25 protein-coding genes are annotated in these 22,946 nt (G+C 42.5%); 6 read left to right on the top strand and 19 right to left on the bottom strand.

Annotated elements, in window-relative coordinates:
• The first annotated feature begins 139 nt into the window (after positions 1 to 139).
• Together ACR64G_RS03070 and ACR64G_RS03065 are read left to right on the top strand one after the other, a co-directional pair.
• A complete protein-coding gene (locus ACR64G_RS03070; protein ID WP_435980071.1) occupies positions 140 to 1,123 on the top strand; it encodes a class 1 fructose-bisphosphatase in 984 nt (327 codons plus the stop codon).
• 56 nt (positions 1,124 to 1,179) lie between these two features.
• Complete coding sequence (locus tag ACR64G_RS03065; RefSeq protein ID WP_435980070.1) at positions 1,180 to 1,974, top strand: TrmH family RNA methyltransferase; 795 nt, start codon at positions 1,180 to 1,182, stop codon at positions 1,972 to 1,974.
• 84 nt (positions 1,975 to 2,058) lie between these two features.
• Here the strand turns inward: ACR64G_RS03065 and ACR64G_RS03060 are convergent, their stop codons facing one another.
• From ACR64G_RS03060 to ACR64G_RS03025, 8 genes are all read right to left on the bottom strand, one after another.
• Positions 2,059 to 2,991: an electron transfer flavoprotein subunit alpha/FixB family protein gene (locus ACR64G_RS03060; RefSeq protein ID WP_435980069.1), complete on the bottom strand. Its 933-nt coding sequence runs from the start codon at positions 2,989 to 2,991 to the stop codon at positions 2,059 to 2,061.
• 118 nt (positions 2,992 to 3,109) lie between these two features.
• A complete protein-coding gene (locus ACR64G_RS03055; RefSeq protein ID WP_435980068.1) occupies positions 3,110 to 3,859 on the bottom strand; it encodes an electron transfer flavoprotein subunit beta/FixA family protein in 750 nt (249 codons plus the stop codon).
• Between the two features lie 412 nt (positions 3,860 to 4,271).
• The gene (locus tag ACR64G_RS03050; RefSeq protein ID WP_435980067.1) at positions 4,272 to 4,853 is read right to left on the bottom strand and encodes a DUF421 domain-containing protein; all 582 of its coding nucleotides are present in this window, start codon (positions 4,851 to 4,853) and stop codon (positions 4,272 to 4,274) included.
• Positions 4,854 to 5,005: 152 nt separating this feature from the next.
• On the bottom strand, positions 5,006 to 5,218 hold the full coding sequence (locus ACR64G_RS03045; RefSeq protein WP_435980066.1) for a cold-shock protein: 213 nt from the start codon (positions 5,216 to 5,218) through the stop codon (positions 5,006 to 5,008).
• A 317-nt stretch (positions 5,219 to 5,535) separates the two neighbouring features.
• Positions 5,536 to 5,961: a hypothetical protein gene (locus ACR64G_RS03040; protein ID WP_435980065.1), complete on the bottom strand. Its 426-nt coding sequence runs from the start codon at positions 5,959 to 5,961 to the stop codon at positions 5,536 to 5,538.
• Positions 5,962 to 6,241: 280 nt separating this feature from the next.
• Positions 6,242 to 7,258, bottom strand: coding sequence for a ketol-acid reductoisomerase (ilvC, locus tag ACR64G_RS03035; RefSeq protein ID WP_435980064.1), 1,017 nt, complete (start codon positions 7,256 to 7,258; stop codon positions 6,242 to 6,244).
• 144 nt (positions 7,259 to 7,402) lie between these two features.
• A complete protein-coding gene (ilvN, locus tag ACR64G_RS03030) occupies positions 7,403 to 7,900 on the bottom strand; it encodes an acetolactate synthase small subunit (protein ID WP_435980063.1) in 498 nt (165 codons plus the stop codon).
• The gene (locus ACR64G_RS03025) at positions 7,900 to 9,612 is read right to left on the bottom strand and encodes an acetolactate synthase 3 large subunit (RefSeq protein ID WP_435980624.1); all 1,713 of its coding nucleotides are present in this window, start codon (positions 9,610 to 9,612) and stop codon (positions 7,900 to 7,902) included. Before ACR64G_RS03025 ends, ilvN begins: the two co-directional genes overlap by 1 nt.
• Positions 9,613 to 10,595: 983 nt before the next feature.
• Here ACR64G_RS03025 and ACR64G_RS03020 point away from each other — a divergent pair.
• Positions 10,596 to 11,096, top strand: a complete 501-nt coding sequence (locus ACR64G_RS03020) for a DUF4124 domain-containing protein (RefSeq protein WP_435980062.1) — start codon at positions 10,596 to 10,598, stop codon at positions 11,094 to 11,096.
• 70 nt (positions 11,097 to 11,166) lie between these two features.
• On the opposite strand, the gene ACR64G_RS03015 is transcribed toward ACR64G_RS03020, so the two are convergent.
• Positions 11,167 to 12,888, bottom strand: a complete 1,722-nt coding sequence (locus tag ACR64G_RS03015) for an NAD(P)H-hydrate dehydratase (protein ID WP_435980061.1) — start codon at positions 12,886 to 12,888, stop codon at positions 11,167 to 11,169.
• A 238-nt stretch (positions 12,889 to 13,126) separates the two neighbouring features.
• On the opposite strand from ACR64G_RS03015, the gene queG reads away from it, so the two are divergent.
• Complete coding sequence (queG, locus tag ACR64G_RS03010) at positions 13,127 to 14,272, top strand: tRNA epoxyqueuosine(34) reductase QueG (protein ID WP_435980623.1); 1,146 nt, start codon at positions 13,127 to 13,129, stop codon at positions 14,270 to 14,272.
• 63 nt (positions 14,273 to 14,335) lie between these two features.
• Here queG and lysM read toward each other — a convergent pair whose 3' ends face one another.
• The 6 genes from lysM to ACR64G_RS02980 form a co-directional block, all read right to left on the bottom strand.
• Positions 14,336 to 14,845 carry a peptidoglycan-binding protein LysM gene (gene lysM / locus ACR64G_RS03005; RefSeq protein WP_435980060.1) on the bottom strand — a complete coding sequence of 170 codons (510 nt, stop codon included), beginning with the start codon at positions 14,843 to 14,845 and terminating at the stop codon, positions 14,336 to 14,338.
• A 213-nt stretch (positions 14,846 to 15,058) separates the two neighbouring features.
• On the bottom strand, positions 15,059 to 15,295 hold the full coding sequence (gene acpP, locus ACR64G_RS03000; protein WP_435980059.1) for an acyl carrier protein: 237 nt from the start codon (positions 15,293 to 15,295) through the stop codon (positions 15,059 to 15,061).
• Positions 15,296 to 15,483: 188 nt separating this feature from the next.
• Positions 15,484 to 16,218, bottom strand: coding sequence for a 3-oxoacyl-ACP reductase FabG (gene fabG, locus ACR64G_RS02995; RefSeq protein WP_435980622.1), 735 nt, complete (start codon positions 16,216 to 16,218; stop codon positions 15,484 to 15,486).
• On the bottom strand, positions 16,209 to 17,177 hold the full coding sequence (fabD, locus tag ACR64G_RS02990; protein WP_435980058.1) for an ACP S-malonyltransferase: 969 nt from the start codon (positions 17,175 to 17,177) through the stop codon (positions 16,209 to 16,211). Before fabD ends, fabG begins: the two co-directional genes overlap by 10 nt.
• Positions 17,178 to 17,588: 411 nt before the next feature.
• Positions 17,589 to 17,771, bottom strand: a complete 183-nt coding sequence (rpmF, locus tag ACR64G_RS02985; RefSeq protein WP_010196743.1) for a 50S ribosomal protein L32 — start codon at positions 17,769 to 17,771, stop codon at positions 17,589 to 17,591.
• 292 nt (positions 17,772 to 18,063) lie between these two features.
• The gene (locus ACR64G_RS02980) at positions 18,064 to 18,642 is read right to left on the bottom strand and encodes a YceD family protein (protein WP_435980057.1); all 579 of its coding nucleotides are present in this window, start codon (positions 18,640 to 18,642) and stop codon (positions 18,064 to 18,066) included.
• 149 nt (positions 18,643 to 18,791) lie between these two features.
• Between ACR64G_RS02980 and ACR64G_RS02975 the strand changes: the two genes are divergently transcribed.
• Both ACR64G_RS02975 and ACR64G_RS02970 read left to right on the top strand, forming a co-directional pair.
• Positions 18,792 to 19,490, top strand: coding sequence for an elongation factor P hydroxylase (locus ACR64G_RS02975; protein ID WP_435980056.1), 699 nt, complete (start codon positions 18,792 to 18,794; stop codon positions 19,488 to 19,490).
• Between the two features lie 190 nt (positions 19,491 to 19,680).
• Complete coding sequence (locus tag ACR64G_RS02970) at positions 19,681 to 20,301, top strand: L-threonylcarbamoyladenylate synthase (RefSeq protein ID WP_435980055.1); 621 nt, start codon at positions 19,681 to 19,683, stop codon at positions 20,299 to 20,301.
• A gap of 77 nt (positions 20,302 to 20,378) precedes the next feature.
• On the opposite strand, the gene rplQ is transcribed toward ACR64G_RS02970, so the two are convergent.
• The 4 genes from rplQ to rpsK all read right to left on the bottom strand — a co-directional run bounded on the left by rplQ (position 20,379) and on the right by rpsK (position 22,927).
• Entirely contained in the window at positions 20,379 to 20,738 is a 360-nt protein-coding gene (rplQ, locus tag ACR64G_RS02965) for a 50S ribosomal protein L17 (protein WP_435980054.1), read from the bottom strand.
• Between the two features lie 19 nt (positions 20,739 to 20,757).
• Positions 20,758 to 21,765, bottom strand: a complete 1,008-nt coding sequence (locus ACR64G_RS02960; protein ID WP_062533658.1) for a DNA-directed RNA polymerase subunit alpha — start codon at positions 21,763 to 21,765, stop codon at positions 20,758 to 20,760.
• Between the two features lie 82 nt (positions 21,766 to 21,847).
• The gene (rpsD, locus tag ACR64G_RS02955; RefSeq protein ID WP_435980053.1) at positions 21,848 to 22,489 is read right to left on the bottom strand and encodes a 30S ribosomal protein S4; all 642 of its coding nucleotides are present in this window, start codon (positions 22,487 to 22,489) and stop codon (positions 21,848 to 21,850) included.
• Positions 22,490 to 22,537: 48 nt separating this feature from the next.
• Positions 22,538 to 22,927 carry a 30S ribosomal protein S11 gene (gene rpsK, locus ACR64G_RS02950; RefSeq protein ID WP_010196728.1) on the bottom strand — a complete coding sequence of 130 codons (390 nt, stop codon included), beginning with the start codon at positions 22,925 to 22,927 and terminating at the stop codon, positions 22,538 to 22,540.
• Positions 22,928 to 22,946 lie beyond the last annotated feature (19 nt).

Raw genomic sequence — 22,946 nt, 5'->3', positions numbered from 1 at the left:
AGTACAAAGAAACAAGAGGGGCTAATTGTAGCTTTTCTGGGTTAATATCAGCATTGTACAAGTCACCATGAATATTTAATACAAAGATAAAAAACTCTATTAATACCACCTTTTTATATTTTATTTATTGAGAAACTCTATGACAACCTTGGCCCAGTATCTAAACAAGCACTCTACCTCCGCTGCGATTAACGATGTGATTACTACGCTTGCGGACGTCGGCGTTACCATATCAGAATTACTTAGAAAGGGGGCATTAGCAGATATAATGGGCGAAGCAGGTAATCAGAATGTGCAAGGCGAAGAACAAAAAAAGCTCGATGTAATCGCTAATGATTTACTCTTAGACGCGCTCGCCAAAAATGCTCACTGTGCTGGTGTTGCCTCGGAAGAATTAGATGACGCCACTCCTGCCAATAACGATGGTAGCTTGCTAGTCTTATTTGACCCCTTAGATGGCTCATCGAACATCGACATCAATATGGCGGTCGGTACGATATTCTCCATCCTACCCTACTTACGTCAAGGCCACACCAGTGAAAACAGTGACTTCTTGCAAGCGGGTCATCAGCAGCTGGCAGCAGGTTATTTACTTTATGGCACTTCAACTATGCTCGCTTTGACTATTGCTGATAATGTGATCATGTTCAGTTTAGACCCAGACACCAATGATTATGTGGTAATAGAAGATAATGTTCAGATTGATGCCGATACGAGCGAGTATGCTATCAATAGCTCAAACTATCGCTACTGGCACGTGCCTATGCAGAACTATATTGACGAGCTAATCGCAGGCAGAACTGGAGTACGAGGACGAGATTTCAATACTCGCTGGGTCGCTGCTATGGTCGGCGACGTACACCGTATTTTATGTCGTGGTGGCTTATTCACCTATCCTTTTGACACCAAAGATATCAACAAACCAGGTAAGCTTCGCTTAATGTACGAAGCCAATCCTATGAGCTTACTAATCGAGCGGGCAGGCGGCGCAGCGACTGACGCTACTACTAGGATTTTGGATATAGAACCTAACGATATTCATCAGCGTGTACCTGTGGTACTAGGTAGTAAAAACGAAGTCAGCTATATCAAGAACCTGCATATGCAACATGACCAGGTATAGTACATACCCTTTGCTGACTTTTAACACAATTTTTTCTGAATAGTAAGCTATTAATTATGAGCGCAAACCCTACCGAAATAATCACCTCTGATAAAAATCAGACGATAAAGCTGGTCAAAGCACTACTAACGCAGGCCCGCCAGCGCAAAAAACTCGGTCAAACTGTACTCGAAGGCATACATCTAATTGATGCAGCACTACGTAGTGACTATCCGTTGTCTCAGGTACTTTTGTCAGAGTCAGCGCATACGCATAATGAAGTGCGTCAGCTACTCATGCGTTTACCCAGCCATATTGGCATCGCAACACTACCAGATACGCTATATCGTAGCATCAGCGAGCTTGGTACTGGTATAGACATTATGGCTACCATTGAGGTACCTAAACACAGTCTGCCAGTCATCGATAATGACTGCCTAATCCTCGATGAGGTACAAGATAGTGGTAATGTCGGTACGCTATTGCGTACCGCAGCCGCTATCGGTATTACCCATGTGCTCTGTACTGAGGGTTGCGCGCAAGTCTGGTCGCCCAAGACTTTGCGTGCGGGCATGGGTGCGCAGTTTGCTCTAACGGTATTTGAAGGATTAAAAGTCCCTAACATTTTAGAACAAGTCAAAGTGCCGTTACTAGCGACCAGCTCGCATACTGATACATTGATCTACGAGTATGATTTGCGTACGCCTATTGCGTGGATTATGGGACATGAAGGTCAAGGGGTCTGTAACGAACTCATGCAATGCGCGACCCCTATTGCCTTACCGCAGCCCAATGGTCAAGAGAGTCTCAATGTTGCTATTGCAGGCGCGCTGTGTTTGTATGAGACGCTGCGACAACGTCAATATAGTTAATACTTAATCACTAACATAAACTTATCTCCAAAACACAAAAATCCCGCTACACGTAGCGGGATTTTTTATGACCTTGAGCAAAAACTAGATTTTACTAGTCAGCTCAGGTAAGGCTTCAAACAGATCCGCTTCTAAGAAGTAATCAGCAACGCTTGCGATCGGAGACTCAGGATCATTGTTAATAGCAACGATAACTTTAGAGTCTTTCATGCCTGCCATGTGCTGAATAGCGCCTGAGATACCAGCGGCGATATACAATTGCGGTGCAACAATTTTACCCGTTTGACCAACCTGCATATCGTTTGGTACGTAGCCTGCATCTACCGCAGCGCGTGATGCACCAACAGCAGCGCCTAGTTTGTCTGCTAATGGCTCGATGTATTTAGTGAAGTTCTCACCGTTCGCAAGAGCACGGCCGCCTGATACAACAATACCTGCTGAGGTAAGCTCAGGACGATCAGATTTAGCCATTTCTTGACCAACAAAGCTTGATTTGCCAGCATCTTGTACGTTATCGAGAGTTTCAACCGTTGCTGAGCCACCTTCGCTAGCCACAGGATCAAATGCAGTCGTACGAACTGTCATTATAACTTTATCTTCTGAGGTCTTGACCGTCGCCGTTGCATTACCTGCGTAGATAGGACGCTCAAAGGTTTGCGCGTCGATCACCGCAGATATCTCTGATAGCATACTCACATCAAGCAAAGCTGCTACGCGTGGCATAAAGTTTTTGCCAGTCGTCGTTGCAGGTGCAATGATATGACTATAGTCGCCTGCGATATCAGCAACCAATAGAGCGATATTCGCTGCTAGTTGATGCTCATAAGCGGCGTTGTCTGCTAACAGTACTTTAGTCACGCCTTCAGCTTTAGCGGCTTCATCAGCAGCGGCTTGACTACCGCTACCTGCGACTAATACATGTACGTCGTCACCGATTTGTTTGGCTGCCGCGATTGTATTTAGAGTTGCCTTTTTTAGACTGACATTGTCATGTTCTGCATATACCAAAATAGCCATTGTCTTTATCCTTTATCAATTCTTATCGTCTATACCTATGATCATGTCTTACTCTACTACTCTTAACTATCTCTCGTCCAAAGCAGTAGTAGCAAGCCACACAAAAAGCCACAGAAGCTTAAATGACTTTGGCTTCGTTTCTGAGCTTATCGACCAATTCATCTACTGATTTGACAGTAATACCCGCTTTACGCGCAGCAGGTGGCACAACTTTTGTGATTTGCTGCTTAGAGGTCATATCTACACCAAAATCTGCTGGCGTTTTTTCATCAAGTGGCTTCTTCTTCGCTTTCATGATGTTAGGCAATTTAGCGTAGCGCGGCTCATTGAGACGCAAGTCAGTTGTAATGACCGCAGGCAAAGTCAACGCAACGGTTTGTAAGCCGCCATCTACTTCGCGAGTAACATTAACTTTGTCACCTTCCACTTTAACTTCTGAGGCGAACGTACCTTGACCAATACCCATTAGCGCTGCGAGCATTTGACCTGTTTGGTTATTGTCATCATCAATCGCTTGCTTACCCAACAGAATAATGTCAGTTGACTCAGATTCAGCGATACTTTTTAGTATTTTAGCAACTTGAAGTGGATAAGGCTTATCATCGGTTTGTACGAGTACGCCGCGATCAGCACCCAATGCTAGGGCTGCACGAATTTGCTCTTGCGACTCTTTGGGACCGATTGAGGCAACGATAATCTCATCGATTACGCCAGCTTCTTTGAGGCGTACTGCCTCTTCTACCGCAATCTCATCAAATGGGTTGATAGACATTTTAGTGTTTGATAAATCAACGCCAGAGTTGTCGGCTTTTACACGAACCTTTACGTTATAATCAATGACACGCTTGACCGCTACTAATGCTTTCATACGTTCCTCGTTTATTAATGTTATGAATTAAATGTATATTCTGGGACTTTGGTTATAGATTAAAACCAAGAGCTTACTGTTTACCTAAGCGTTATTATAAAGCTTTCGTACACAATATCAAAAACGGTGAGTCATAATAAATATCAAATCTATCGACCCCTATTATTGAATATAGATACTACAGTTTATCTAACCTTAGTTTATTTGACCTGTATCTTAAGTAATTAACTAAAAACACTAGTATCTTGCGCGAGTACAGATTTAAAATCAAGATAGTGCCGTGAACAAAGCGTCATAAATAGACAACTCTGATCTTAGCTTTACTATTTTGAGACAAGTCTGAGTTCAGTCATATAGAACACAATATACCTTTATAGCATTTAAGAGACTGCGTTTTCTTAACATTTTGTTATTAATGAGTCGAATGTTCATGATTAGTAGTATTCTTTGTGCTCTTTATCAGAATCTCTTTGTCACGTACATCATCGAAAAGCCTCCACTCGGGCGCGGTACTACTGTTTTTGATAACGCTCATATCAGCAGTGGTCTCCATGATGACCGCAAACACTTCCGATGTAGATTTAATCCCATTTTGACGCAGCACTTGGTTGACATCATTGGTGCTCAATTTGGCCTCTTTTAAACTGTCCCAGAGAAACTCACCGTTGGCCATTAGAATGATCGGTTGGTTATCTAATAGAGACTTAATAGGTTTAAGTTTGCGACGCACAATAGAGACTACCGACTGCAAGAGAAACAACATGGCAACCGCAAAAATACCTTGCATCAGTGATGTTGATTTTGACACTACTGTAGAGGCTAAGATACTACCAATGCCTATTGTCATTGCCAGATCGTAACTTGAGAGCTTAGAGAAGCTACGCAAACCTGCGATACGAGTAAATAGTATGAGGCAAAAATAGAATACGATAACAGATACCATAATGCCAATAATTTGATACTCATCAATCATTATCCAAGACTGCCATTCCATGATTAGCTCCTAACTTTGCTACTTTGAATTTAAACTAATGCACTAATGAATTTTATCCATAAAAAAAGCAACCTATCTGTTTATAGGTTGCTTTTCTATACAGTCTAAACAATATTTTTATTGTTATAAAACAATATAATCTAAGTTAAAGATTACAAAGCTTCGATTTGCTCAGCTTGTGGACCTTTCTGACCTTGACCTAGAACGAAAGAAACTTTTTGGCCTTCAGCTAGTGTTTTAAAGCCACCACCTTGAATAGCGCTGTAATGAGCGAATACATCTTGACCGCCATTGTCTTGAGCGATAAAACCAAAACCTTTAGCTTCATTAAACCACTTTACGGTGCCTTCAACTTTATCTGACATAATTTTTCCTAACTCTTTAACAGTTGACGAGACTAATGTCATCGCCGATTAATTGAAAAATACTTATTTGTGCTAAGGTTGTCATCGAAATGAGTCCGCTTAATACTGAGCATTATAACAAAAACGTGTTCAAAGTCTCATAAGTATGAATTAAGTATAACAGTTTTCGCTACCCTAGGTAATATTAATCATAAAATTTTGTAAATAATTTTTTAATACACTTTATGTTAAACAATTGAATCCCTTGATAATTTTTTCAGATCTTATTAGCAAACCTAAAATATTCGATACAGGGGACTATCATATTTTTCGATGTTCTAACCTAATATGGGTAGCCAAGGTGCGGCTAGCACCAATAGGCATAGTGAGAAGAATATCAATGAGAACGATTGACTATAGGCAATATACTTTACTGAAATGATTAAGTCTTTGGCAGAGTCAGGAATACCTTTGCGTCTGAGCAAACGCGTACCATATACCCAGCCAAACACGGTATATATACCATAGGCTGCAGGTACCGTTACTGCCAAAGGCGTCAAGTCAATAATGTAGAGCATCATGACCGAGATAAAGAACCAAGCGGTATCTAATAGTGAGCTAAATTGAAAAAATTTGGATTGGGGCAGTTTGCCGTCGGTGGTTTTGAGCATCTCCCCTTCTATCCAGATCAGAACAGCGACTACCGCACTCAAAGCGACGTATATAAATTGCGGCGTTAGCCAGTCAGGGTTTGGTATTAGCACAGCTACCGCCTATGATTAATTGCATTAAAATAAAATGGTTCAGCTAAATTCTTTATCCAATAGCCTTTGTACACTGTAAGAGAATTCTATAATGTTTCTCTATATAAGGTAGCTATTGCCTGTTTTCAACTGATGACAAGTCAATTTCTATTAATAGCTCTTATATACAAGATTGTAAAACTAGATAGCGACAAAATCGTTAACCTACTAAGCAAAAAAGACCCATATTATCTATTTGATAGCATGGGTCTTAAGAACAAAAAACTTAGAGTAATAACGATTAGTTTTTGTCTTTATCAATGATCTTATTACCACCGATCCAAGGCATCATACCGCGTAGCTTCGCACCAGTGACTTCGATTTGATGCTCGGCATTGTTGCGACGACGAGCCGTCATAGAAGGATAGTTAGTCGCGCCTTCTGAGATAAACATCTTCGCGTATTCGCCTGATTGAATACGCTTAAGTGCGTTACGCATCGCTTCACGTGATTGTTCATTGATGACTTCCGTACCCGTCACGTATTCGCCGTATTCAGCGTTGTTACTGATAGAGTAGTTCATATCAGCAATACCGCCTTCGTACATCAAATCAACGATTAATTTGAGCTCATGTAAACATTCAAAGTAAGCCATCTCTGGTGCATAGCCGGCTTCGGTTAGAGTCTCAAAACCCATTTTAACGAGTTCTACTGCGCCGCCACATAGGACTGCTTGCTCACCAAATAGATCCGTTTCAGTCTCATCCTTGAACGTCGTCTCGATAATACCTGAGCGTCCACCGCCAACACCAGCGGCATAGGAGAGTGCTAATTGCTTGGCATCGCCTGAAGCGTCTTGGTAAATAGCGATAAGATCTGGAATACCGCCGCCCTTGACGAACTCGTTACGTACAGTATGACCTGGTGCTTTTGGTGCTACCATAATGACGTTTAGATCGCTACGTGGTACGACTTGGTTATAATGAATCGCAAAACCATGAGCAAAAGCAAGGGTCGCGCCTGCTTTGATATTTGGTTCAATCTCGTTGTTGTATAGCTCTTTTTGAAACTCATCTGGCGTCAAGATCATAACGACGTCAGCCGCTTTTACCGCGTCAGCAACGTCAGCTACTTTTAGACCAGCGTTTTCCGCTTTTTTACGTGAACCAGAATCAGCCCGCAAGCCAACAGTGACATCTACACCAGACTCTTGCAGGTTGAGCGCATGAGCGTGACCTTGTGAGCCATAGCCGATAATAGCGACTTTTTTGCTTTGAATAATCGATAGATCACAATCTTTATCATAAAAAACGTTCATAAATAGAGTCCTTTTCCTTAATCATGGTATGCCATGAATAATAAATATTTATAGTAAAGCCACAAGGTAACGTGGTTATTACTATAAGCATAATGTTAATTTTTAAATTCGTATGATCGAGCGCAAGCCTTTAAGCATTTGATTTTAAACGCTTAGCGTTTTTTCGCCGCGCGCAATACCGATAACACCCGAGCGTACAACTTCTAATACACGCTCACGGCCGATGGTATCGATGAAACCATCGAGTTTTGCGGTATCACCGACGATTTGAATGGTGTATAAGTTGGCATTCACATCGACGATCTGAGCACGGAAAATATCAGCGCTACGTTTGATCTCTTCGCGAACATTACCCGTTGCCCGAACTTTGATCAGCATAAGCTCACGTTCAACGTGAACGGTCTCTGATAGATTGAGCACTTTAACCACTTCAATCAATTTATGCAATTGTTTGGTGACTTGCTCGACTCGCTCAGGAGAGGTAATCGTTGTCAACGTCAAACGCGAGATACTAGGATCGTCAGTTGGAGCAACGTTTAGGGTCTCGATATTATAGCCGCGCTGGGAGAACAAGCCGACCAAGCGCGACAACGAACCCGCTTCGTTTTCCATTAATACCGAAATCAGATGTGGTTGTTGCATTAAGTACGCTCCCCTTTTGTTAGCCACATATCACGCATAGTCTGTCCAGCGATTTGCATCGGATACACGTGCTCGTTACGATCGACATAGACATCAATAAATACCAGTCGATCTTTCATCGCCATTGCTTCTTCTATTTGCGCCTCCATGGTCTCAGGATCAGTAATCTTGATACCAACATGACCATAGCTCTCAGCAAGTTTGACAAAATCTGGCAATGAGTCCATATAAGACTGGGCATGACGGCCTTCATACAGCATGTCCTGCCACTGCTTGACCATACCCAACTGTGCGTTATTTATGTTCAAGATTTTGACTGGTAGATTGTATTGTAAGCACGTTGACAGCTCTTGGATATTCATCTGAATAGAGCCCTCGCCTGTGATACAGACGACGTCGCGATCAGGATTGGCAAGCTTGGCTGCCATCGCATACGGCAGACCCACGCCCATAGTCCCTAGACCACCAGAGTTTAACCACTGACCTGGCTCAAGATAAGTATAATAAAGCGCTGCAAACATCTGATGTTGACCGACGTCGCTTGTGATAATAGCATTACTATTGGTCACTCTATCCAAAGCTTGCACGACGCTCTGCGGCTTGATGCCGTTCTCAGTACTAGTGTCATAGCGCAAACCATGGCGTTTACGCCACTCATTAATTTGCGACCACCAATCTAGTAGGGCATGTTGATCGAGCTGTTTGTCATTACCGATGTTCTCTAACATGTCTGTCAATACTGATTTGACATCACCAACGATTGGAATATGAGCGTAGATTGTCTTTGAGATAGACGCCGGATCGATATCGATATGAATGATCGTCGCATTAGGACAGAACTTCTTAACGTTATTGGTCACGCGATCGTCAAAACGCGCGCCAACTGCCAAGATAACATCAGCATGATGCATGCTGGTATTGGCCTCATAAGTGCCGTGCATTCCTAACATACCCAAGAATTGACGATCCGAACCTGGGAAAGTCCCTAGCCCCATCAAAGTATTGGTTACAGGTAAGTTTAAGCGATGCGCAAGTTCGATCAGCTCTACGTGCGCCTTACTCCAGATGACGCCGCCGCCTGCATAGATGACAGGACGTTTTGCCGCGAGTAACGTTTCAACGGCTTTTTTGATCTGACCGCTATGGCCTTTAATAGAAGGCTGATACGAGCGGATAAATACCTCTGATGGGTACTCATAAGCGAACTTCTCACTCGGTGCGGTCATATCTTTTGGCACATCGATCACAACAGGACCTGGACGACCCGTGTGCGCGATAAAAAAAGCCTTTTTGACAATCATAGGAATTTCGCTGGCATGACGCACCTGAAAGCTATGTTTGACGATAGGGCGCGATACCCCAATCATGTCTGTTTCTTGGAAAGCATCCTCACCTATCAGGCTACTTGGCACCTGACCTGAAATCACGACCATAGGTACTGAGTCCATAAAGGCGGTAGCAATTGCTGTTACCGTATTAGTAGCTCCGGGACCTGAGGTTGCCAATACGACACCAGTATTACCCGTGACTCGAGAATAAGCGTCGGCCATGTGACCTGCCGCTTGCTCATGGCGCACAAGGATATGTTCAATATTTTGCTGCTGAAACAGAGCATCATAAATATGAAGAACCGCACCGCCTGGATAGCCAAAAATGTACTTAACGCCTTCATCAGTCAAAGACTGTACCAGTATCTCAGCACCAGATAGCATTACATCTTTTTGACCTTCAGCGATAAGCTGCTGCTTTTCTTCAAAGTTTTTGGCGGCATTAGCCGTTTGAGTGTGTCCAGTCATATTCGGACTTTGCGTGGTTTGCGTCACTGTCATCACCTTTTGTTCGGCGCAGACTATCACTACTTTGTGATTAAACTAATCATTAATCTTGACTAGCTTATATCAAAGAGATAACGAGTCTTTGTCTATATAAAGAATAGATATTTGCCATGCCAAAAAATACTATCATTAAGACAAGTATGTTTGAACATAGTAATTTGTGAGGTCAGCTTTGGACAAACCGCTTTGGACAAAAGAGTATCGATATACAAGGACAAGATGCGAGAGCATCTAATAAAGAAGCTTATTATTTACAACTGGTTATCTACAGCCAGTAGGTCACTGATGAATGCGTTAGTACAAAATTAGAATTAGCCATTACGCGCATACTAAAGTATAAAACATTTTATCAGCAAGCATCACAAGCAGGGTACGGTGAATCGTACTTGCTATCCGTGCAAACATCGCGATTGATGTATATAAATAATAAGTTTATCTTAGTCATTGTAGACAGATAAGTCCGGAGACAATAAATATAATTAAACACTTATATCATTGCCACAAAGATGACAAAACACCATAAGCTACCGGTAAGTAACTAATGATTCTTGTCTTCAAGTGCCACAGCAGTATCGTAAAAGCCGTTCACTGACCAATCAACTGTTAATATTTTCGATGGTTTGAGCGCTGTTGTCAAGAAAAACTTCTAACACTTGCGCCTAACTATTGGTTATTATAGAAAAGTATCCATAAAGGTACTTATGACAGTAAAGACATTTATGAAATTAGCTGTATTAATAAGAGATTTACCTAATGACTTTGATAGTAAACCAGTTCATAGTATAGCGACGTAATAGTATAGCGACGTAAATGGTAAAACCCTGCTACAAACACCTCAAATCATTTAAAGGATCGTTGTTATGGTATATGCGCCTACAACCGTTTTGACAAAGTTGTTTATTATCATCAGCATGGCTTGTGCCTTGCTACTGTCTATGAGTACTAGCCACGCGGTTCAAGTTTATAAATCTATCGGTGCTTATGGCGAGGTCAAATACAGTCAACATGCGCCGCAGAATGGCAAGAACATTGAAGTCATTGAGTTTCGTAGCGATGGTAGACAGAACAATGCAGGTCAAATGGCGGGTAAAACCAACAGCGAGCAAAATAACAATCCACCAGATGAAGAGCAGCAGCGTGTAGAGCAATTAGAAGCACGTATACAAGAACAAGAGGCACAAGCCAATGCGCAGCGCTGTCAATCGTTACGTAACAATCTAACCAATTTAAATGTTGGTGGTCGCATTTACGAGATGGGTGTTAACGGCGAGCGGCGCTATCTCGATGGTCGTGAAATTGAGCTAAAACGCGAGCGCGTCCAACAAGCGATTACTCAGTACTGTACGGGTGCTACGGTTTAATACTTTCTTTACCGCTGATACAGGCTTTTCTATCAATAGAAAATAGCTGATTGAGAGAAAATTTCCGGTTTCAAAGGGTCAAGGTTTGTATCACATGACGAATGGCTGCTGGCATATCCTGTGCTTGTAGTCCTCGTTGACCCACTAACAGTGAGCCATCGTCAAAGGATTGATTCGCGAGTAAATCGCCTGCACTACCGTGAATAAGAACCGCCTGACGCAATTGATTTGAAGACGCTATTAAGTCCTGTTGCGCTGATAATCCTGCGATTATTCCCGATAATACATCGCCCATACCTGCTGAGGCCATGCCTGCGTTGCCAGTCTGACATACATAGACCTGCCCGTTCTCTAGTACTATAGACCCAGCTCCCTTGAGCACCCAATGACCCCCATAACTGCTCACGCCTTGCTCAATCGCTGCTACTCTATTATTTTCGACCGCTCCTATCTCTTGATTTAATAATCGAGCTGCCTCACCGCTATGTGGGGTGAGATAAACCTTGTGAGTAGCACTATAGCGTCGCAACCTAGAAACAATATCGTTATCATCAGTTTTTAAGGATGCCAGATGATAAAGACCGTCAGCATCAATGATTATAGTAATATCTTGCGACATAGCCGCTTGCAAATAGTGCACAAACAGCTCTTTCGCTTTTTGATCTCGACCAAGTCCCATTCCAATAGCGAGAACACTCACATTGTCGATTAACGCCTCAACCCCTTCTTTATCATGCAAGTCAATAGTCATCGCATCAGGTAATGATGTTAATAATGCCCCATGAAAAGCATCATGACAGGCAACAGTGATCTTGCCAGCACCCGTTGCCATTGTGCTAGCAGCAGCAAGTATCGCCGCCCCGCCCATCCCCTGTGAGCCATCAATACGATTGCCACCCACGATCAATACATGACCGTAGCTACCCTTGTAGCTGTTCTGTCGACGCTTAGGGATGCTAGAAGCTTGAGTAAGCAAAATTGCACTAGGTTCGATACCTATATAAGGAATGAGAGGTATGTCAATCACTACTCCGCTATGATCCCTCCCATCTTTAATGTGCAAGCCAAGCTTACGTGCGACTAGGCACAAGGTAACATTGGCATTAATGGCGAGACGCTCAAAGACCTGCCCAGTTGATGCAATTAGTCCACTTGGAATGTCGATGGCAACCGCCAAAGTATCATGATACTGAGAAGCTTCATTAAAGGCTTGAATAGCGTGTTTATAAAGTCCCGATGGCGCTCGATCCAAGCCAATTCCAAAGATGGCGTCAATATACACATCTGCACGTAATGTCTTATGCTGTTTGTCATCGCTACTGTCTTCAACACTACTATCGTCGAAGCTACTATCATCGAAGCTTAGTTGTTCGCTATCACTCAATGTTACGACTTGTCGCGCTTTTGCCGCATCGCTCATAGTGGTCGTACTTGCATTTAAATCATCAGCTATGCCAACGGTAACGACTTGTACGTGCCATCTCGCTTGCTTTAAGTAATGGGCGACGAGCCAGCCATCACCGCCATTGTTACCTGGTCCGACCCAAATACTAGCGCTTGGCTGATGACTCGCATCATAGTAAGCCTTCTTACTAGTAGCGTCAGTACTGCGATATTTTTGATCATAAAGCATTATGATGTGCTGCGCGATTTGCCAAGCCGCTTGTTGCATCAGCCCAAAACTATCATAGCCCTGCGAAAACCATGCTTGCTCCATAGCATATACCTGCTTACTGGTATAAAGATTAATTGGCATCGTCGTTTTTGATACTGTACTCAATGAAGCTGGCATGATTGCCTCTCTAGTTATTTTTATAAAATTATTTTAATATTTAAACGTATGGCTACGAATGACTCATATACTAGTCCTAACTGATTTATCTTTAGACTTGCGCTCTGAGTATATAAGCTTATCATATTAGTATCTTAGCCAACATCTGCTCTTATCTATGACTACCGAACCTCAACTAGATCGTAACTTGACTGCTTACCCATCGTCTACAAGCAAATCTGCGCCAGATAAAATTGCTATGAATAATATGGATAATCCAACCAACCTAACGACATTTAAGACAGCCTTTGATGTTAAACAATGGATTAAGGCGCAAGCGAAATCTCTAGGCTTCGCTGACTGTGGCTTTTTGTCTGTACATCATCCCCTGTTTGCTCAGCAGTTGGAGCAGCTACAACGGTGGCTTGATAAAGGGTTTGAAGGGCAGCTCAAATTCATGCATAACAACCATCATCTACGCGCGCATCCTGAGCAATTGGTTGAAGGCGCCAAAACTATTCTTAGTGTACGCATGGACTATTTGACCCAAACGCCAACGCCGCGAGCCATCACTGATGATGACTTTCCTAATCAAGGTATTATTGCTCGCTATGCCCGTGGACGTGATTATCATAAAACTATGCGTGGACGCCTCAAGCAGTTAGCATTACAGATTGAGGCGATGCTCCCGCAGTGGCGACACTTAGATCTTGGCTCTGATGCAGCCTTTGTTTTTCGTCCGTTTAGTGACTCAGCACCTATATTTGAGCGACCTATCGCTGATGCCGCTGGGCTTGGCTGGACAGGTAAGCACACGCTACTACTGAACAAGCAAGCTGGCTCTTTTTTTGTATTGGGTGAACTTTTCATCAGCCTTGAGCTACCCGATGACAAGCCTGTAGAAGCTCATTGCGGCAGTTGTAGCGCTTGTATCGACATTTGCCCAACTCAAGCTATCGTTGCGCCTTACAAGCTCAACGCAGCAGCCTGTATCTCCTATCTCACTATTGAACATAAGGGATCTATCGACATCAAATATCGCCGCGCTATAGGCAACCGCGTGTTTGGCTGTGATGACTGTCAGCTTATCTGCCCTTGGAACCGCTATGCTAAGGTGACTACCGTAGACGACTTCGCACCTAGGCACCATTTAGATTGTAGTAGCTTACTGGATCTATGGCAGTGGACGGAAGCTGACTTTATGAGCAACACCGAAGGGAGTCCGCTTAGGCGTACCGGTTACGTTAGTTTTTTGAGGAACATTGCTATTGGTTTAGGCAATGCTGTTCCTGACGAAAAAGTGATACATAAGCTTGAGTCGAAGCTAGCTATTTATGGCGACATGCTCGATGAGCACATTCGATGGGCAATTAAGGAACAACGCAGCAAGTTATACTCTATGTAAAACCATAAACGCCCCTTACTATAAGAGGCGTTTTTAGTGTGTCTATATCAATCTGATTATTACTTATGGCTTAGGAATACGCAATACTTGACCAGGATAAATTTTATCTGGATCAGATAGCATAGGTTTATTGGCTTCAAATATTTTCATGTAGTCGCCAGACGAGCCATAAACATTCTGTGCAATTTTAGATAAGCTATCACCAGATTTTACAGTATACATAGTAGACTCAGGCGCATCTTCTTCGATATTGATGTTGTCTATGACTTTTGCAACGTTCTGAACGTTACCGATGGCGATAATTGCTTTTTCGCGATCCGCTTGAGTTTTTGCATCACCACTAATCTCAGCAGTATCTGTTGAGCCATTATATTTGACTTTTAGATTACTGATATCGAGGTTTTGCTGCTGAATACGGCGTAGCAATAAACTGGCTACAGACTGAGCTGATGGCTCGCTCGATTTTACTTGCGTATTAGCCTCAGCTTTTGTTTCTGTCTTAGCATCATGCTTGTCATCATCACGGTTAAAAATTTTGTCACCTATATCCTTTGCAAAACTGAACATTCCCATATTGTTGCTCCTTCGCTATTGTTATTAATACCTTATACATCTTTTATTTGCGCTATCGAGTATAGCAAACCCGATACCTTTGCATAGTAACGGTATGTTGAATAATGTTAAACCTCAAGTCTTATAAGTATTTTTTCTAAAGAACATAAAACATAAAAAAACCGCCTATCTAAAAGATAAGCGGCTAAATAGAGCATATTAGTTATAAAGCGATTATAGCTGAGCCTGTACATAATCAATTGCTTTTTGTACTGTAGTCAGTTCTGCTGAATCTTCATCTGGAATAGTAATACCAAAATCACTCTCAAACGACATGACTAGTTCAACTAAGTCTAACGAATCAGCACCTAAATCTTCCATAAATGCAGCATCGTTTTTGACATCTTCAACGTTCATACCTAGCTGTTCAGCTACCGCAGATTTTACTCTTAATTCAACATCATTACTCATATAGATCTCTCCCTTTTTGTCTATCATTTTTTAAAATTGGCAAAACATTATTTTGTATACTATCCAATAAGACCTCATAATGATACAAGGTTTTGGCCTAAAAGTATGCGCCATTGTAACACCATTTATTAGAGTTTACACTCGTTCACACAGTATTTTATTATCAGTGTGTAACAAAAGGAATAAGACTACATGTACATGCCGCCGTTGACTGGAATAACGGCACCAGTGATATAACTGGCCTCATCACTGGCCAAAAATGATACCGCAGCAGCAATGTCTTCTGGCTGACCTAAACGACTAATAGGTACGGCATCTAGCATAGAATTAAGCAGACGCTCATCAAGCTCATCAGTCATATCAGTCTCGATAAGACCTGGTGCCACACAATTAATAGTCACTTGACGCGAGCCGATTTCACGTGCCAGCGTTCGACTAAAGCCTTCAAGTCCTGCTTTGGTCGCCGCGTAATTAGACTGTCCAGCATTACCCATCTTTGCCACAACAGAGCTGATGTTAATAATACGGCCACGGCGCGCTTTCATCATACCGCGAATGGCGCGTTTACTCATACGATATACTGAAGACAGGTTGGTGTTGACGACATCGTCCCAATCTTCATCTTTCATACGCATAAGCAGGCCGTCTTTGGTGATACCAGCATTATTCACCAGAACCTGAACCGCGCCATAGACGCTTTCAATCTCTTCAAACAGTTTGTTTATTTGCTCAGTGTTGCGCACATCTAAAACTCGACCGATACCGCCTGTATCGTGTAGGTACTCGTCGATCAGCTCAGCGCCTTTTTCTGTAGTGGCCGTTCCGATGACAAAATGACCTTCCTTTGCAAAACGCTTGGCGACCGCTTTACCGATACCTCGGCTAGCCCCAGTCACTAATGTAATCGTACGGCTCATGATAATACCTCCATCAATTTATCAAGACGAGCAAGCTTGTCTGTAGGATAGCTTGTAATAGGCTCTGCCTGACGCTTGGCCAGATTACTTAGCACATTACCACTGCCGCATTCAATCACTATACCAATCTGTTTGTCTGACAGCTCTTGCATAGTCTGTGACCATAGTACAGGCTCACTTAACTGCTCTGTGAGCGCCTGCTTGATACCCAAAGCACTACTTTCAACACGAGCATGACGGTTTTGAATAACAGGAATAACCGCCTGTTCAAACTTTATATCCTCTAATGCTTTGGCAAGCGCACTGCTTGCAGGTTGCATAAGAGCACAATGCGACGGCACACTTACCTTTAGGGGTATGGCTTTTTTTCCAGTATTGTGCACTTTGTCTATGACCGCAGTGACTCCAACAGCGTTACCAGATATCACCACTTGACCTGGACTATTAAGATTAGCTGTGTCAACAATAGCGCCATCAACATGTTCGGTTACCTGTTCACACAGCGTCTCAACACGCGCGTCCTCAAGACCTAGTACGGCAGCCATAGCCGTATCGATACCAATTACAGCCTCCTGCATGAATTGACCACGCTGATGTACTAGCTTGACCGCGTCGGCAAAGCTAATAACCCCAGCAGCACACAGCGCACTATACTCCCCTAAAGAGTGTCCTGCTAAATAACACGGCGTCCTAATGGTCTTTTCTTGCAATATACGCCAAATAGCAATACTAGCTGTTAAAAGCGCTGGTTGTGTGTACTGCGTTTGGTTCAGTTGTTCTTCATCTTGACATATCGCCCATAGATCCTCACCAAGTACAGCGCTTGCTTCAGCAAAAGTATTTTTGATTTGAGGATAATGTTCGGCAAGCTCTGAGGTCATAGCAACCGTTTGTGAGCCCTGTCCCGGAAAAACAACTGCAATACGCACAGGTGGCGCCTTTGTTAAATCGGGTGCTACTGCCATACGATATATTCCTTGTATGATTGAATAATTCCCTAAGAGCGATATCTTATTCACGTTTTATTATTATAATCGGCCATACAAGCTACTTAGGGACCCATTATGCTGCCACATTCGATTAAAAACTAAATCTATAATACAAAGTAGTAGTATCTGAGGCTCTTAACTATGTGGCTCTTAACATAGTAAGCCTAAATGCCTCAAACTGTCAAAGAATAGACACTACCAAGGTCACCTAAATCCAGTAATAACAAAAAGCCAAGTGGACTCGCTTGCATAATATATGACAGCGAAACCACTTGGCTTTTATTAGCACGATACTTAAACGCTAGCTACCCTCTTAAACTAAACTAGAATGCTTATCATTGTAATGATAACCCTCTATAAATCAGTTTTGAGATAATCTAGTTGATACTAAGCATCTTGGCTGACTTTAAACAGCTGACGGCCACGGTAGAAACCATCTTTAGTCATGTGATGACGACGATGCTTTTCACCAGTAGTCGCATCTACGCTTAATTCAGCCACTTCCATGCGATGATGTGAACGACGCATGTCACGACGCGAACGGCTTTTACGACTTTTTTGAACAGCCATGATGTAGCTCCTATACTTAAGGGAATGAACTTAGAATTTGGTTTTTATCGATACAGAGTCAAGGCCATTAATAATAAGCTTAAACTAATGCATCGTTAAATCTGCAAGTTTGCTAGTTGCAATAGAGATGATTGAAACAAATAATCTGTTCTATCAGCTTTCTATACAAATAACGCAGTGTCAGAATGCAATAAACGGGATATTATACGCGTGTTTAACATATTAATAAAGCCCCGGTTTTGTATTGAGTTTTGGTAGGATGAAACTGTAAGAACTAAGGCGCGAGAGCCTATTACAGCTTACCTTTCAATGATGCAAGCGCTGCAAAAGGATTTTCGTTCTCTTCTTCTGGGATATTACCAACTTGAGAGGTCACCATTTCGCAATCGTCATGTTTTGGTGATAGCGGTGTTTTTAGTAGTATCTCATCTTCAATCAATTTTTTGAAAGGCAATAGGCGTTCTGGTGTCTGCTCTGTTACGATCTCATCTAACAGAAGATAATCTTGCTCATCATCGATCAAACTCTCTTGACTGTCATCGTCTAATAGCGCGATGTTGTAACTATCTGTCAAGTCCACAGCGACAGGCTGTAAACAACGCTGGCAAGTAAGCCATACGTTACCTGTCAGCTCAAAAGCTAAGTACAATACATTACTGCGCCGATACAACTTAGCATCCAGTCGTAGCTCTAGCTGTTCGTGCTCTGTCGCAAGTATCGCTTTGAGACGGTAAAAGGCATTAGGTGATACTGATCCTGACCATTCAAAACCCATATCCTCCCACTTATTCAATGAGATATTTTCAGATAATATGACTGACGGTGTCGCTTGAGTATCATTATTAGATACTATAGCTGAAGTGCTCGGCATACGCGGCCTCTCATATGTAAATGGTGTATAATATTGCTTGCCATACTAACGCAAAGCCTTATACGACGCTAGCGCTAGTATGTTACGAATTTTGCTACTTAATATCTATAGATAAGTCCCTAAAACTTTACTCATATACACTATCCTCTATGACTCTTCGCCCTACTCTTCCTGATTTTTCAGCTTTACTAAGCAATGACCACCTCATGTCGTTAATGTCTGAACTTGACTCATATATAGTCAACCACTGTCCTGAATTACATTCGATAAAAGACAATGATTATGTGTCCTGTATCGCAGATAAGTTAGATGACCCGTCTCTGTTGAAAACGCAACTGTGCCCTATTCAAGAAATAAAAAGCGTTGATGCTTTGCTTAGACTGTTCAATACCTTATTTGCTAAACAAAATGTGATGGTAGTGCGCAGTACTGGCGAGCCTGAGTATTTTGCCGCTACTTACAACAAACCAGCTCAAATTACATTTGCTCATGGATTTTTTGCTAGTGCCTTACATGAGATTAGTCACTGGTGCATCGCAGGTCAAGCACGTAGGCAAAGTAATGATTTTGGCTACTGGTACGCGCCAGATGGTCGCAATCATGTCCAGCAAGCCGCTTTTGAGCGTGTAGAGATCAAACCGCAGGCTCTAGAATGCTTATTTACCCTAGCTTGTCAAAGATCATTTAGCGTATCTGAGGATAATCTATTTGCTGACTTTGAAACCAGTGACAGCCGCTTTGCGCTCAATGTCTATGAGCAGGCTCTGAACTATATTAACAATCCTAATACCATACCGCGTGATGCCAAAGTATTGCTATGGGCATTGTTGTTAGAACGACAATACTAAATCACCAATCTGATATCAATCAACTAGACAGCTCAGTTCTACTAAAATCCGACTGTTTGTTATAAGTGTACTATCTTAAAAGCTTAGTACGGTTATTAACCGCATGACTCTACTATCTATACATAATCTCGAGCTATACTCATACAATATTCAAAATAAGACTACTCATTAAAACGATTTAGGAGCTTTCATGCAAACGCTATATATACATCCAGAAAACCCGCAACCTCGGCTCATTGAGCAAGCAGCAGATATGCTACGAAGTGATAAGCTAATCATATACCCTACTGATACCAGCTACGCCTTTGGCTGTCGACTTGGCGCCAAAGACGCTTTAGAGAAGCTCAAACTGATACGTGAGCTTGATGACAAACATCAATTTACTCTGTTATGTCGTGATTTGAGTGAAATTGCTAATTATGCTACAGTTGATAATCAACAATTTAAACAGTTAAAAGCACATACTCCAGCACCGATTACTTTTATATTAAACGCAACAAAAGACGTACCCAAAAAATTGTCCCATCCGAAAAAGAAAACTATAGGTATACGAGTACCGAGCAACCCCATCGCACAAGCACTTTTAGAAGCGATGGATGAACCCATTTTGACTAGCTCACTTATATTGCCCAATCGTGATGACATACTCGATGATCCGTTTGAAATCGAAGAATTATTAAGCAATCAAATTGATGGCCTGATCAACGCGGGTATCAAAACTACAATGCTAACTACTATCATCGATATGACCAGTAGCCAGCCTGAAATTATTAGACAAGGTGCAGCTGACGTCAGTACCCTGCTAATTTGAACATAGACCATAAAATTTAACGCAAAAAAAGCTCCAACAAATTGGAGCTTTTTTTATATTGCAATAAATAATTAAAATTAGTCACGATCAACCAATTCTACATAAGCCATTGGCGCGTTATCACCATCACGATGACCACACTTTACGATACGTAAGTAGCCACCTGGACGCGTTTGATAGCGTGGACCTAACGTACTAAATAGTTTACCTACCATAGTTTTACTACGCATACGGCTAAATGCTAAGCGGCGGTTAGCAACGCTATCTTCTTTTGCCAAAGTGATTAATGGCTCAGCGACGCGGCGTAGCTCTTTTGCTTTTGGCAACGTAGTTTTGATCAGCTCGTGCTCAAATAATGAGTTCGTCATATTTTGGAACATGGCTTTACGATGACTGCCGGTACGACCCAGCTTGACTCCACTCTTGCGATGGCGCATAGTCAAATATCCTTAAAGTTTAGCGGCTACGATAAGAAAAGCGATCATCAACACGTAAGTCAGCAGGTGGCCAGTTATCTAGGCGCATACCGAGCTCTAAATCTTTAGACGCTAGTACGTCCTTGATTTCCGTTAATGATTTCTTACCAAGATTTGGGGTTTTTAATAATTCAGTCTCTGAACGCTGTACCAAATCACCGATATAGTAAATGTTTTCAGCTTTTAAGCAGTTGGCTGAGCGAACCGTTAGTTCAAGGTCATCCACAGGGCGAAGTAGCACTGGATCAACCTCTTCTTTCTCTTTCACAGGCTCAGGCGCTTCTTCAGCTTCTAGATCAACAAAGATAGAAATCTGTTGCTGTAAAATAGTAGCAGCTTTACGAATTGCTTCTTCTGGATCGATAGTGCCGTTAGTCTCAAGCTCGATGATAAGACGATCAAGATCGGTACGCTGTTCTACACGAGCGTTCTCGACTTGATATGCAACACGTAGCACGGGACTAAAACTTGCATCAAGCTTTAGACGACCAATTGCTTTAGTGTCACCATCTTCACGGCGCTGATTTGCGGGCTCGTATCCACGACCCATGACCACACGTAGACGCATCTTAAGATGACCGCGTTCGCTCAGTGTACCTAGTACCAATTCTGGATTGATAATATCTACATTGTGCGGTAGTGCGATGTCTGCGGCAGTAATAGTGCCTGGACCTTGCTTGTCCAAGGTCAAAAATACTTCATTCTGATCATGAAGAGTAATTGCTAAGCCTTTCAAATTTAAAAGCAAATCAAGTACATCTTCTTGCAGGCCTTCAAGCGTAGAGTATTCATGGTCAACACCATCAATCTCGGCTTCGATAACCGCAGCACCAGGTAATGAAGATAATAAGATACGGCGTAAAGCATTCCCTAAGGTATGCCCAAAGCCGCGTTCTAACGGTTCGAGCGTGACTTTCGCAATCGTTTCGTTAACCGTATCCACATTAATGGCATTTGGTGTTAGAAACTCAGTTGCATTTAGCATCATAATGTCACCTCGATTGATTTAACAGGTTTTAAATGACATAACATATCCACTGAAAAAATCAGTAGATATGTTGAGGTGTCACTTATTTAGAATATAGCTCAACGATTAAGCTTTCGTTGATTTCAGCAGGGAGATCAATGCGATCAGGCGCTTTTTTGAACGTGCCTTGTAGTTTGCTGTGGTCAACATCTAGCCATTCTGGAATACCGCGCTGCGTGGCAAGCTCAATAGCATTTTTGATACGTAGCTGTTCGCGAGATTTCTCTTGAATAGCGATAACGTCGCCATCTTGCAATTGGATTGATGGAATGTTCACACGAACAAACTCATCACGACCTGCTTGTTTAAGCATAACGGTACGGTGGCTAACCAACTGACGCGCTTCAGCGCGAGTTGAGCCAAAGCCCATACGGTATACAACGTTATCGATACGGCTCTCAAGCATCGCTAGCAAGTTTTCACCGGTAGCGCCGCGCTTACGAGCAGCTTCTTTGTAGTAGTTTGCAAACTGGCGCTCTAATACACCATAGATACGCTTAACTTTCTGCTTTTCACGCAGCTGTAAAGCATATTCTGAGGTCTTATTACGGCTAACGCCATGTTGACCTGGTGGACGACCAGCTTTTTTAGTCTTGACGTCATAAGGCTTAACACCAGACTTAAGGCCTAGGTCAGTACCTTCACGACGTGATAATTTCAGTTTTGGTCCAATATAACGGGCCATGTTTATGTCTCCTATAAGCTTTCGTGATAAAAAGCTTCGTCTCTAATATTAGACGCGGCGCTTTTTCGGCGCACGGCAACCATTGTGTGGAATTGGGGTCACATCAGAGATGCTGTTCACTTTATAACCCAATGCACCTAGTGCTCTTACCGCAGACTCACGACCCGGTCCTGGTCCTTTGACCAAAACGTCGATATTCTTAACACCGTATTCCTGAGCCGCTTTACCTGCGACTTCAGCTGCAACCTGAGCTGCAAATGGTGTAGATTTACGTGAACCACGGAAGCCTTGTCCACCTGAGGTGGCCCAAGCCAGTGCATTACCTTGGCGATCGGTAATCGTTACAATGGTGTTATTAAAAGACGCATGGATGTGGGCAATGCCCTCCGATACTGAACGACGAGCCACTTTTTTGCGACTACGAGTGTCTTTAGCCATCTTTTAGCTTCCTAAGTTG

Origin of the sequence: Psychrobacter sp. DM4 (assembly GCF_051307035.1) — a bacterium.
In the GTDB taxonomy this organism is placed as follows: domain Bacteria; phylum Pseudomonadota; class Gammaproteobacteria; order Pseudomonadales; family Moraxellaceae; genus Psychrobacter.
This window is presented reverse-complemented; position numbering and strand designations above follow the sequence as displayed.